The following is a 12752-nucleotide window of genomic DNA, read 5'->3' on the forward strand; positions in this document are numbered from 1 at the left end:
TTTCAAAACTAAGCGCGTTGCATGTAAAGCAAAGTTAATCTCGGTTAAATATGGTTAAATCTTCGACCCACACTTCCATTGCTAAAATGATTTGTTCAATTTAGTGGGATGAAATGGCTTACGTCCAGATATGTTTTCCCTTTGGCAGTTATCACACTGATTATTAGCCTGTTCCTGCAATGTGCATGGATTCGGCAACTGTATCTGGCACAAAAGAAATCCGTTACCACCGCACTCGAATCTATTGTTAGTGATGCTTCAAGGCGTATAACCTATCAAAGCATTGCTAAAGGGCACGAGAAAAGCCTCCGTTTTCAGCAGTTTTTCCTTTCGCCAGAGTGGTTAGCGCTCAGGCAGGCATTTGATGACCTAAAAGTGGATAACCTGCGTAGCCGGTTTCATTATGGAATTACTAATGATAGCTCGGTTGTAGAAATGAAAATGTCGTTTCTGAATGATCCTAAAAAAAAAATCAGCCATAGTTCTACCGCCGTTACCGATGGTAAATCGCAACGGGAGGTTTCGGTGCAAGATCAGCGTGACCTGAAAGTGATGGATAGTTTAGTGAACCATCGGCTAGATCTACTGGGTTTGCATATCAACAGAAGTTATGCGCTTTACGACTATTCTGATGGGAAATTGGTAAAAGGCAAGACAATCTCTAATGGCACATCAGCTTTTGTTAGTGGGAAATATACTTATAACCTTAAGTTTCAGAACAGGTATCAGCTCGTGGTTCCAACCATTACCTGGTTAATTATTTATCAGATGAAATATTACCTCATTTCGTCGTTTATAATGTTGGTACTTACGGCAGCAGCTTTTTACCTGCTGATCAGGCTGATGAAAAACCAGCAGCTTTATGCGCAGGCAAGAATGAGTTTTACCAGTAATATGACACACGAACTCCAAACCCCGATCTCTACGATTGCTGTTGCCCTGGAATCGATCAGCAAGTATCATTTAATTGATGAACCTGAAAAGCTGCAGAATTACATCAATATAAGCTGCCACGAATTGCAACGTTTACAAGTAATGATCGAAAAAGTGCTTAAGCAGGAACAGATGGACATAGGAAAAACAAAATTGCAATTTAGTCTCATCGATATTCAATCTGTACTAAAACAGATAATGCTTTCTATGGATATTCAGGTACGCGAAAAAAACATGGAACTTGTACTTGTGCCCATAGATGAACCCTATTTTATTAAAGGTGATGCAATGCACATTGCTAACGCATGTTATAACCTGATCGATAATGCATTGAAATATTCGCCCGCACAATCCAGAATTGAGGTGTCGTGCAGTGTTGCCGATCTTGAATTAACCATCAGCTTTAAAGATAATGGCCCGGGGATTAAAGAAATTTACCATCAGCAGGTTTTTGAACGCTTTTTCCGGATCTTTAACCAAGATAATATACATAATGTGAAAGGTTCGGGACTGGGGCTTCATTATGTAAAGCAGGTGGTATCGCTCCACGGTGGGCGTGTGGCGTTGCAGAGCAAAATAGGAAAAGGAAGTAATTTTATGATCATTTTACCATTGTATGAAGAAAATTAAGGTTTTGTATGCTGAAGATGAGCCTTTTTTGGCGCGGATTGTGCTTGATGGTTTAACCAGTAGTGGTTATGAGGTAAATCTTGCTGCCGATGGAGCACTTGCCTGGAAACAGTTTTTAGCAGAAAAACCCGATATCTGTGTGTTCGATATTATGATGCCGCAAAAGGATGGTTATACACTGGCATCTGAAATCAGAAAGTCAGATCCCAATGTTCCGATTATCTTTTTGAGTGCCAAAGCCCTTACCGAAGATGTGGTGATGGGGTTTAAAAACGGAGGTAACGACTATCTCAAAAAACCCTTTAGTATTGATGAACTGCTGGTGCGGATGGAATCACTTTTAAACAGATTTGGTTCTTCGCAGAAAGATGAAAATGAGGCAAATAAAAAATACCAGTTCAGAAACTGCGAACTCGATCCCGTAGCACAAAAATTAAAAACTTCTGTAGGCGAATATTCTCTCTCTTATAAAGAAACCGTTCTGCTCGAATTACTCTTGAAAAACCGTAATAACATTTTGGAACGGGAGGATGCGTTGATCAAAATATGGGGCGAAGATAGTTTTTACAATGGTCGCAGTATGGATGTTTTTATGGCACACCTACGCAAACTGTTAAAAAGTGAACCAGAAGTCCAGATCATCAGTTTAAGAGGAGTGGGGTATAAACTTATCTGTTGATTGTACAAAAGTATGTTTGAGGTATGAACGTCATTCTTAACGATGTTCCATACATTAGTGTTTATCTTCGTTCAAGAATTTTCTTTCTGATTACATCAGAAGATTGAATTAAGCCTTAAAGCTTTTAGAAGTTCACTTTATGAGTTGAATACAACCACTGGTTGCCTAAAAGCAACAATAAGTAGCATAATTACAACTAAAATGAGCGAGTGATTTGTTGAATCTGACTATATGGCCTGCTACCTTTGTCATGTCGAAAGCTAAAAAAAGACAGTACCTATGGATTCAAAAATGATAGGCAATAAAATTGCCGGAGCAAGAAAAAAAATAAATATGTCTCAGGCAGTATTAGCCGGACATGTATTTGTAAGTCCGCAGGCCGTTGGAAAATGGGAACGGGGAGAATCAATGCCAGATATTATTACCCTGAACCAACTCACTAAGATTCTGAACGTTGATCTTAACTATTTTTCAGAAAACCTATCTTCTCTAAATGCCCTGAATAAAGTTGTACAGAAAACATCAGAAGTAAAGAGTTTAACAGATTCGCTACAGCCACAACTGTTGACCAATTTCAGCGGAAACGATCTTGCCAAGACAGATTTTGCAGGTGTTATTGCACATAATTTAAAATTCAATGGGAGTAATTTACATGGTTCAGATTTTAGTGGAGCTGACTTAACTGGTAGTACGTTTTTGGGTAGTGATGTAAGAGAAGCTATTTTTAAGGGCGCAAACCTTACTGATTGCAGCCTATCGGCAAGTGATCTTACTGCTTCTAATTTTGATCAGAGCATTTTTGTACGAACAAAGTTCTATGCTTCAGCGCTGGATGGGGCAAAAATTAGTAATACCAAACTCACTGATGTAAAACTAAGCAAGACCGATTTGAGAAAAACAGTTTTTGAAAACTGCGTGTTTGTGGGAGTAGATTTTGATTATTCCGATCTGCGTGGACTTAGTTTGGATGGCCAGACTTTTATAGGCGTGCTCTTTCATAATGCCGCCCTTAACGAAACTACATTCAAAGGGGCAACACTTAAAAATGTATCTTTCCGTTCTACTTTTGCCCTCACCAACAAATATTACAGAGCCATTAAAACGATTTGCTTTGAAGGAGCGGCAATGGATAAGTTAACCTATGCTTCGCTTAAAGGTTTAGGTGCCGATCTTTCAAAAGTTATTCTTTTATAATAAGATCAAAAGAAAAACAGAAGTACTGAAGAACAAGCTAATTCGTCATTTGTGGGAATTTTGGTTGCCTATAATAACGCAAGCCTTACTTTATAGGGGCGTTGGGGGTGACTTGTGCGATGATATATATAATTTAATTAATAATTAACAGATTGTTTTGAATACAATCCAGGCAATATTGAGCATGGGCCCGAGCATTAAACCTTGCACTAGAAAGGACACTGCTATTCTAAAAAATCAAATATGAATTTATTGTATTCATCCCGCATTGGCAACTCGAAATCAGTGTAAAGAACCCTTTTATCAGCAGATACATTTTCACCTGTTTTGGGATTAAATCCTTCTTTTTTTATACTTCTCCAATAAATGCCTATTCCTCTTTTTTGCCAGGCAGGAAGGTTGTTGAAATTGATGCCATATTGAAAAAGTAATTCGTTTTTGGCTGCAGTACTCATTCCTTCAATTTTAGAAGAAGCTTGATTCCTGCTATGATTATCCTTTCTCAACTGCCAGTAGCAATGTGCATTTAAGGCATTTCTGTGTGCATCTTCGTTCCGCCATCTAAAATAATCCTCAACTAGTCTTTTGTTTGGTAGTTCAGAAATACGGCAGTCAAATGCACCTACGTCTCCTAAAATGGAAGAAAATTTAGCACTTGCTTCACCAGCCAGTACGGAAATATATTTTCTTACTTTTCGTCCAAAAAGATTTTCATTAGGGTGAAATAGCAACGATATTTCATCACTTTGTGTATAGCCGTAAATGATATTAAAACCGCAATTCATCAGATGTTTTACAGTTTCAATCATCAGATTCCGAAATTTTTCATCGAAAGGTGTTTCAAACTGATGTATTTCTTTGGTAAGTCTGGTAAAACCCCGGCCATCAATTCTGGCAACCATGTACATCTCAGGTAAAATACAATAATCTTGAGCGGTTTCATAAACCCTCATCTTAGCATCTAAATCATCAAATTTCATCTGACCATGGTTTTATAATGAATGAGTTATTCTCAGCCGCCACATAATATAGTTCGTCGAAACCCTCATGAATAGAAGGGAGGACCAACTTTTTAAAAGTTCCCCTTATACCAATTTCTGGGATTTTTTCTTTGCCCGAACGTTGATTATTACGGTCGACAGCATCATTTAATTTCGACTGAAAATAATATCCGGTCACTTTGAATTTGTTTGCCTTGGCAATGATTATGTACTTTGCCCTTTCTTCTAAAGAAGGGTTCGTATTATCCACTACAAAAGGCTGAGCGGTGAGGATACAGGTTTCAATAAATCTGAATTCCTTATTTCTCGTATTTAATAAATCTAAGGAAATATGTACATGCGTTTTAAAAAACTTCTCTTTAAAAAAGGTAGTTTTTCCAGTTGCCTGAATGCCACAAAATATGATTGCTTCCATCTTCCTAAAGATTCGGATTTTATAGATACAAAAAAAGGAAGAATTAAGCTTAATTCTTCCTTTTTTTGATGCGGAAAGCGAGGGATTCGAACCCCCGGACCTGTTACAGTCAACAGTTTTCAAGACTGCCGCATTCGACCACTCTGCCAGCTTTCCGGAGGCAAAAGTACGAACTCCGGTTAAATCTGCAAACTATGAATGCTTTTTTTTTATATAAACTTGATAATTACTTAACACAGAGGGAGAAAAAATTATTTCTTTTGTATATTTTCTTCAATTGGTTCTGATTTTTTGAACAAATTAAAGGTAGGACGGATAATCTTTACACTTCTTTTGCTTACATCAACGCTCGCATTGAGTTCAAAACCGATCAATAAAATCAAAGAATTGAGGTAAAGCCAGATCATCACGACGATTAATGTTCCGATAGAACCATACACTTTATTATAGGAAGCAAAATGGTTAATGTAGAAAGAAAAACCCCAGATGGTAAGAAAGGCAAGTATGGTAGCCAACCATGAGCCCGCACTGAACAAGCGCCATTTTTTGGTATGCGATGGCCCGTAGCGATATAGAATTGAAATGGTAATGAAATATAAGATGGCCAGTAATGCCCAGCGCGTAAATTTGATGGTATAAATCAAAAAACTATCTTTTAAGTGCAGTTCGTCGTTGATTTTGTTCAGCAGAACCTCGCCCAAAGCCATTGCACTGATGCATATGATGATCGAAAAGCAGATAATAACGGTTAGTACAAGTGCAATTAAACGCTGTTTTATCCAGCCCCTGGTTTCGATAATCAACGATGATTTATTAAAAGCCTTCATTAGGTTTTTAACCCCATTGGTAGCAAAAAACAGTGCTGATAAAAAACCGAAAGACAATAAACCCCTGTTTTGGTTTTTGATGATGTCTTTCAATGTGGTTTCAAAGGCATCAAAAGCATTGTGTGGCAGTACCAGTTGAATTAAATTTAAAAGCTGATCCTGGAAACCCTTAATCGGTATAAAAGGGATTAAAGTAAACAAGAAGATAATCCCCGGAAAAATGGCTAGCATGAAACTATATGCTAAAGATGATGACTTGTTTACCAAAGCATCTTTTCCAATTTCGCGAAAGAAAAATGTGGCAACTGTATATAAGGGGAGTGGGCTAAAACCAGGCAAAACGCATCCCTTCGTCCATTCTATAAATCTAGAGTAGAGTTTAAGATGTAATAATTGCCTATGTAACCATTCCATTGTATTTGTTAATTAAAAAAACACCGATAGTTTCTCCATAAAGTTTTCGGGTGGATTTGTTGGTTTATTTTTCTTCATGTCAACAAAAACCAGTGTGGTTGCCCCAATGTTTATGAGTTCTTCTTTTTCATTGTATAGCTCATACTCAAAGAAGATCCTGACGCCTGGTAATGTTTTGATGATCGTTTTTACGGTAATTTCCTGATCGTAAAGGGCAGGTTTAATGTATTTGCACTTTAATTCTAAAACAGGCATCATAATCCCGTCAGCTTCCATCGAGCTATAGCTCATACCCAAACTGCGCAACATTTCTACCCGGCCAACTTCGTAATACTGCGCATAATTGCCATAATACATATAGCCCATTTGATCGGTTTCGCCATACCGAACCCTGATTTTTGTACTGTGGCTATACATTATTTAAATATATTTCTTTTATTTAAAGCTTCGCGGTATTTCTTCGCATTGATTTCGTGTTCTGCTTTGGTTTCGGCGAAGTTATGATAGCCAGAAAAATCTTCTTTGGCACACATATAAATATAATTATTGTTATCGCGGTTGAGTACGGCATCAATGGCATTAATACTCGGCATCATAATCGGTCCGGGAGGCAAACCTGCATATTTATAAGTGTTATAAAGCGATTGTACCTGCAGTAATTTCCCTGTCACCCTTTTAACTGTAAAATCGTTGTTTGCAAAAATTACTGTTGGATCGGCCTGCAACAATATGCCTTTATTTAAGCGGTTTAAGTATAAGCCAGCTATAATGGGCATTTCTTTATCATAAAGTGCCTCTGCATCAACAATAGAAGCCAAAGTGTATACTTGTGCTGGCGTAAGGTTTAAACTTGCTGCTTTTTGTTTACGATCTGCTGTCCAGAATTTATCGTACTCCTTGTGCATACGCTCAAAGAAATCAACAGGAGAAATATTCCAGTACATTTCGTAAGTATTCGGGATAAACATGGCATACACATTATCCTGGTTAAAACCATATTTGCTAATCAGCGCTGTAGAATCTAACACCTTGATAAAGCTTAACGAATCGGCTTCCAGATTACTGGCCAGATATGCGGCAAAATTTTCTTTCTTGCGGATGTTATGGAATTTCAATTTAACCGGATCCTGGTTTCCAGCTTTGATCAGGTTAATCAGCGTACGGTTGGTCATTCCCTTTTTCAAACGGTAACGTCCCGGTTTTACACTTGTAGTTAAATTCATTTTTCCGGCAGCAGCAGTAAAAGAAGAGATGCTTTTTACCAGATCTTTCTTTTTAATTTCTGCAATCAAATCATCGTAGTTGCTTCCGGTTTTGATATATAAATATTTTTGATTTTCGGTAACGTTAGGGGCAAAGTAAAGCCTGTAAATATTTAACGCAAAGTAACCAGCAATTAAAATAACCACAAGGGCAATAACTATTGCTGCTTTTTTGCCTGTACTCATGTTCTTTTTTTCTACTTCAGTCATCTGTAATATGATACTTGTTTATTGTTGTTTGTTAGATAAGGTAATGTTAATCTTGGTGCCAATAGCCACTTTGGTTAACGAATCAACCAGCATTGGGTCTTGTTTGATAATAACAGCGGCAGCACTATCGGTAATAGGGCCGTCGTAAGTGATATTACCTAAACTCAGGTTTGAACCCCTTAGGCTAAATTTAGCTTCATCCATGGTTAAACCCATTAACTGCGGAATATCTACTTCTTCGTTTCCACGCCCATCGCCTAAAACCAGGTTAATTCTTGAGCCAACAGGTACAATCTGACCGGCAGCTATCGGCTGACCGCCAAAAGATGCTTCTAAAACCACATCACGGCTTACATCAGGTTTATAGGTCGTATCTCCAAGTTTTAATCTCGAACTCTCTATAATAGCCTGCGCTTCTCTTAAGGTCTTAAACGCGATATCAGGGAATTTTGTATTTGGTGTTTTACCTGCATTAATGGTTAAGTAAATGGTACGGTTATCTTTTACAAAGGTATTGGGATCAGGATCCTGGTCAATTACAATTCCGGCAGGTTGATCCATTATAAAAACAGAATCTACTTCATATTTTAGTCCGGCATCCTCGAGTTTCTTTACTGCCTGCTCAAATGGTAAGCCTTTTACCATGGGTACATTTAGGCCTTGCCCGTGTTTGGTGTAATATCTTAAACTAAAAAAAGCGACCAGTAGAAGCACAACAACAGTTACTATTGCCGCTAAAATGTTGTTTCTAAACGATTTGGTTTTTAAATAATCTATAAATTTAGACATGAATCTTAATTTGGGTTATGCGTACAAGCTCAAATGTAACTATTTTAATGGTTGATTAAATTATTGAATACTTTTCCTTGTTCAATAATTCAATAAAACCATTCGATAAATTCTCTCCTTCGATATTACTAAAGCACAAAGATATTTATATTTTTGAGGATATATTTATATTCAATTTCTATTTATAAAAGGATTTTTAACATGAAGAAAACGATAGCATTGTTAACAGGCGGTACCACAGGCGAATGGGTTGTTTCAGTAAAAAGTGCGGCCACTATTGCCCAAAATATCGACCCGGATTTATACGATGTATATAAGATTATGCTGAACGAAAAAGGCTGGTTTTATGAACCTGCTGATTCTGTTAAAATTGAAATTGATAAAAACGATTTTTCCTTAATGCTTGAAGGCAGAAAAATTAAGTTTGATGGCGTTTTTATTGCCATACATGGCTCGCCCGGTGAGGATGGAAAATTACAGGGTTATTTTGACATGTTAGGCATTCCATATACCGCCTGCGATGCATTAACTTCATCAATTACGATGAATAAGGGCTATACTAAGGCTGTGGTTGAAGGTATTGATAACCTGTACACCGCAAAATCTGTTCAGATATTTAAAGGCGGAAACCATAGTTTAAACCAAATTAAACAAGATTTAAGATTACCTTATTTTGTTAAACCAAATAGTGGGGGCAGTAGCATTGGCATGAGTAAGGTAAAACATGCTGATGATCTGGAAGAAGCCATTGAAAAGGCATTTAAGGAAGATACTCAGATTTTAATCGAAGAATTTGTAAGCGGTAGGGAGTTTTCGATCGGTGTTTTTGGCGCCGAAGGTAAAATTATTGTTTTACCTGCAACAGAAGTAATTCCGCAAAATGAGTTTTTCGATTTTGAAGCGAAGTATACACCCGGGGCAACGGAAGAGATTACGCCCGGTAGAATGAATGCTGAAGAGGTGAGCCGTGTGCAACAAGTGGTAAAAGATGTATATAAGAAACTAAATTGCAGGGGAGTGGTACGCATTGATTACTTTCTTGAAGAAGGAACCGGTAAGTTTTATTTTATCGAAATCAATACCATTCCCGGACAAACGGCAACCAGTTTTATTCCACAACAGGTAGCAGCAATGGGTATTACATTGAAAGAGTTTTATACCCGCTTAATGAAAGAAACGCTGGGATAGCCAACATAAATTTTGTCGTTAGCACCATTCCCAACTTGATTGGGAATCCGTAATACAATAGGCTTTAAGATTCCCGCCTGCGCAGGAATGACGACAGTTTGAGCAGATTAAACTAGTATAAACAACAATGAACATCCAAAAACTGATTGATAAAGGTTTAAAACTCAAAAGCTATCCAAAAGATTCGGTTATTTATGAACCAGGTATGCAGCCCAGGTATGTGTATTTTATCAAATCAGGCGAGATAAGAATGGTTACCGTGAGCGATGAAGGAAAGGAGTTTATTCAAGGCGTTTTTAAAACGGGACAGTATTTTGGCGAACCTGCTTTATTAATCAACAGGCCTTATTTAGCTTTTACCATTGCCAATAAAGATTCGCAGATTATTGCTGTAAATAAAGAAGATTTCTTTGAACTGATAAAAAATGAGCCCGATTTTAGTATGGATCTGATCCGTACTTTAAGTAACCGCTTATTTTATAAATCGATGATGCTGGAAGAACTTGCAAGCGAAAAGGCTGATCATCGGTTGTTAACGATTATCAATTACCTCCTTAATGATGTTGCCGTAGGTGAAAATTTAAAGGTAACGCGACAAGAATTAGCTGATATGACTGGTTTAAGGGTAGAAACAGTTATCCGTGGAACCAAAACACTAGCAGAAAAAGGCCTGATTAGAACTATTAAGGGGAAAATAATTAAGGTTTAGGATTATTAGAAAGTATTAGCGAATAAACTAGTTTTTTAACATGATGTAGATCATAAATTAGTTTTTAATTTTAAGTTTACCTTTGTGCTATTAAATTAGAAGATTATGGCTGAGTTATCTAAATTCCAGGCTTTTGTACAGTGTAAATGTCCACGCTGCCGCAAAGGTGATATTTTTACAGGAAGTGCTTATTCTTTCAAACTGCAAAAAACAAATGTTAGCTGCCCACATTGCAACTTAAAATTTGAGCGTGAACCTGGTTTTTTCTATGTAGCGATGTTTGTGAGTTACGCCATGAATGTTGCAGAAATTATAACTATTGGAGTAGCATCTTATGTTTTGGGTTTACCTTTAATTTATGAAAACCTGTGGTACTATGTAACTTTAATCTTATCAGGGGTTTTATTATTGTCGCCAATTAATTACCGCTATTCTAGAGTTATTTTGCTCCATTACCTTACTCCAGGATTGCATTATGTTCCAGGCAGCGGGGATTAGTAAATTATAGATAAAATAGACGAATCATAAAACTAATTTCTCTTCAAGTTCTGTGTCATATTGAGCTTGTCGAAACACACTATGGGGTTATTTAACCCAATCCTTCGACAGGCTATCATGGACAGACTCAATATAAGAATCGGTATTGAGAGGAGGAAGGGCGAAGCAATCGTTACTTTTAGGAGCCCCCTCTTGTAAAGATTGCTTCGCCGGCCGAAAAAGCCTTCTCGCAATGACGATTCTTCGAGGCCTATCAATTCGTTAAAATCACCCGTCATTCATATCGGTTTTTATGCAATAAATGATGCCTCAGGATGATAATCTATATTTTAACCCCTTTATTTATACAATCAACCAATGCTTTCACTTTTATTTCAGATGTGAGTTCGTACCGATATTCATCTTCAATACTGCCCATTTTAGTTTTCGTATTTCTGAATTCCATTTTACTTAGCACAAATTCCTTGGCAGAGGCATGGAATTGTGTGGCACCAGTTTGATCAATAAGGTTTTTGATGTTGTTTTCATTTATACCTGCGCCTGGCATGATGGTAATCCGGCCAGCGGCCTTTTTTACGAGCTGTGATAGTTTTTCTGCCCCTAGAATTGCAGAAGAAGCACCTCCTGATGTAAGCACTCTTTTTATTTTAAGTGCGATTAAATCTTCCAGCGCCTGATCCATATCGTTACTCATATCGAATGCCCTATGGAAAGCTACCTCCATGGGCTTGGCTAGCTCAATAAGTTCAGTACACCTTTCTTTATCGATGGTGCCATCTGCTTTAAGTATCCCTATAACTACTCCATCACAATTTAATGATCTGCAGATTTTTATATCTTCTTTCATTAATTCAAATTCAACTTCAGAGTATAAGAAATCTCCTCCACGCGGACGGATAATCGGCCAAACTTCTATAGATAGATTTTTTTTAGCCAAGGCAATTTGAGCGTAACTTGGCGTAGTACCACCTTCTGCCAGGTTATCACAAAACTCCACCCTTTTCGCGCCACCATTTTGCGCGGCCAATGCCGATTGGTAAGAATTAGCACATACCTCTAAGCAACCAATTGCCACTTCACTCATTATATATTAGATTTAGTTATTTATATTATTCCTGCCGTCCTGCTGGCCCTAAAACCACCCATCCTTTCGAAGATTTGTAGGTGTTAAGTAACTGCACAGATTTTCCGCCGTCTGGATACCAGCATACTTCGGTAATTACCCAATGGGTTTCATCAACTTTTTTACGTTCCGGAAAAGCATTTTGAACAGTAGAAAAATCGGGGAAGCCATTTTCCTCTATATTATTGATGAAAGATAATTTAAGTACTTCGGCAGTTTCGTTGATAATATCCTGATCAATCTCCATTTTCATTACTGAAAGTAAAGATTTAGCCTCTTCAAAAAAATCCTTACAGGCTATTGCTGCATCAATATCTTTATTATTGTATGCTTTTTCTATAGAGAGGATAGCACCTTCTGGTGTTTCGAGATCGGCCTTAAAATGGTCAACTCCTTCATCAATATACAAACCCACACTGTTATCAAATGCTGCTTTCTCTTTTTCATTAATGCCATCCCTAATGGCCCGTATGGTATAACCGCCAATTAACCTACCGTTTTCAATAATCATCCAGTCTGTGATTAAATCGCGTTTTATGCCAATTTTCTGATTAAATTTTACGGAGCGAATGTTTATCGGTTCGTTACCAAGAGTGCCAAATAAGTTTCCTTCATCGTCAAAATGTGGGTCTGTTAACCAAATATGCTCGCCCTCATCACCATCTGTAATAAGTACTTTAACAGAAAAATAGTTCTGATAAGGTTGTGGTTTTTTTATACTTTCTTCGAAATACCAGAGGGTTAAATTGGCTTTTTCGATTGCCCAGTTCATGCGTTCGTCTTCGCTGGGCACATAAACCATATCAGGTTCCCCCTCGCGTTCGGCAACATTTTTCTTTCCGAAAATCTTAGACAATAATCCCATTTACAGGTTCATTTT

The 12752-nt window shown here is 37.5% G+C and carries 14 protein-coding genes and 1 tRNA gene; 6 read left to right on the forward strand and 9 right to left on the reverse strand.

Going from position 1 to position 12752, the window contains the following annotated elements; genetic code table 11:
• Window positions 1-108 precede the first annotated feature (108 nt).
• The 3 genes from HDC90_RS01920 to HDC90_RS01930 all read left to right on the forward strand — a co-directional run bounded on the left by HDC90_RS01920 (window position 109) and on the right by HDC90_RS01930 (window position 3436).
• Complete coding sequence (locus HDC90_RS01920; RefSeq protein ID WP_184463312.1) at window positions 109-1563, forward strand: sensor histidine kinase KdpD; 1455 nt, start codon at window positions 109-111, stop codon at window positions 1561-1563.
• Window positions 1550-2242, forward strand: coding sequence for a response regulator transcription factor (locus tag HDC90_RS01925; protein ID WP_184463314.1), 693 nt, complete (start codon window positions 1550-1552; stop codon window positions 2240-2242). Before HDC90_RS01920 ends, HDC90_RS01925 begins: the two co-directional genes overlap by 14 nt.
• 279 nt (window positions 2243-2521) lie before the next feature.
• A complete protein-coding gene (locus HDC90_RS01930) occupies window positions 2522-3436 on the forward strand; it encodes a pentapeptide repeat-containing protein (protein WP_184463316.1) in 915 nt (304 codons plus the stop codon).
• Between the two features lie 224 nt (window positions 3437-3660).
• Here HDC90_RS01930 and HDC90_RS01935 read toward each other — a convergent pair whose 3' ends face one another.
• From HDC90_RS01935 to HDC90_RS01965, 7 genes are all read right to left on the reverse strand, one after another.
• Complete coding sequence (locus tag HDC90_RS01935) at window positions 3661-4416, reverse strand: tRNA(His) guanylyltransferase Thg1 family protein (RefSeq protein ID WP_184463319.1); 756 nt, start codon at window positions 4414-4416, stop codon at window positions 3661-3663.
• Window positions 4406-4852 carry an AAA family ATPase gene (locus HDC90_RS01940; RefSeq protein ID WP_184463321.1) on the reverse strand — a complete coding sequence of 149 codons (447 nt, stop codon included), beginning with the start codon at window positions 4850-4852 and terminating at the stop codon, window positions 4406-4408. Before HDC90_RS01940 ends, HDC90_RS01935 begins: the two co-directional genes overlap by 11 nt.
• Window positions 4853-4923: 71 nt before the next feature.
• A tRNA-Ser gene (locus HDC90_RS01945) sits at window positions 4924-5008 on the reverse strand.
• A 95-nt stretch (window positions 5009-5103) separates the two neighbouring features.
• A complete protein-coding gene (locus HDC90_RS01950) occupies window positions 5104-6093 on the reverse strand; it encodes a YihY/virulence factor BrkB family protein (protein ID WP_184463323.1) in 990 nt (329 codons plus the stop codon).
• Between the two features lie 12 nt (window positions 6094-6105).
• Window positions 6106-6510, reverse strand: coding sequence for a thioesterase family protein (locus tag HDC90_RS01955; protein ID WP_184463325.1), 405 nt, complete (start codon window positions 6508-6510; stop codon window positions 6106-6108).
• Window positions 6510-7565 (reverse strand): endolytic transglycosylase MltG, encoded by a 1056-nt coding sequence (mltG, locus tag HDC90_RS01960; RefSeq protein WP_184463327.1) that lies wholly within the window; start codon window positions 7563-7565, stop codon window positions 6510-6512. The genes HDC90_RS01955 and mltG overlap by 1 nt, the downstream gene beginning before the upstream one ends.
• Window positions 7566-7583: 18 nt before the next feature.
• Window positions 7584-8354: a PASTA domain-containing protein gene (locus tag HDC90_RS01965; RefSeq protein ID WP_184463330.1), complete on the reverse strand. Its 771-nt coding sequence runs from the start codon at window positions 8352-8354 to the stop codon at window positions 7584-7586.
• Between the two features lie 201 nt (window positions 8355-8555).
• Between HDC90_RS01965 and HDC90_RS01970 the strand changes: the two genes are divergently transcribed.
• The 3 genes from HDC90_RS01970 (at window position 8556) to HDC90_RS01980 (ending at window position 10749) form a co-directional block, all read left to right on the forward strand.
• On the forward strand, window positions 8556-9542 hold the full coding sequence (locus tag HDC90_RS01970) for a D-alanine--D-alanine ligase (protein ID WP_184463331.1): 987 nt from the start codon (window positions 8556-8558) through the stop codon (window positions 9540-9542).
• Window positions 9543-9669: 127 nt separating this feature from the next.
• Entirely contained in the window at window positions 9670-10251 is a 582-nt protein-coding gene (locus HDC90_RS01975; RefSeq protein ID WP_184463333.1) for a Crp/Fnr family transcriptional regulator, read from the forward strand.
• Between the two features lie 105 nt (window positions 10252-10356).
• Complete coding sequence (locus tag HDC90_RS01980) at window positions 10357-10749, forward strand: DUF983 domain-containing protein (RefSeq protein WP_184463335.1); 393 nt, start codon at window positions 10357-10359, stop codon at window positions 10747-10749.
• Window positions 10750-11071: 322 nt separating this feature from the next.
• Here the strand turns inward: HDC90_RS01980 and HDC90_RS01985 are convergent, their stop codons facing one another.
• Both HDC90_RS01985 and HDC90_RS01990 read right to left on the reverse strand, forming a co-directional pair.
• A complete protein-coding gene (locus tag HDC90_RS01985; protein ID WP_184463337.1) occupies window positions 11072-11833 on the reverse strand; it encodes a copper homeostasis protein CutC in 762 nt (253 codons plus the stop codon).
• Window positions 11834-11858: 25 nt separating this feature from the next.
• Entirely contained in the window at window positions 11859-12737 is an 879-nt protein-coding gene (locus tag HDC90_RS01990; RefSeq protein ID WP_184463339.1) for a YegJ family protein, read from the reverse strand.
• Window positions 12738-12752: the final 15 nt, after the last annotated feature.

This window comes from Pedobacter sp. AK013, from assembly GCF_014205835.1.
Lineage (GTDB): Bacteria > Bacteroidota > Bacteroidia > Sphingobacteriales > Sphingobacteriaceae > Pedobacter.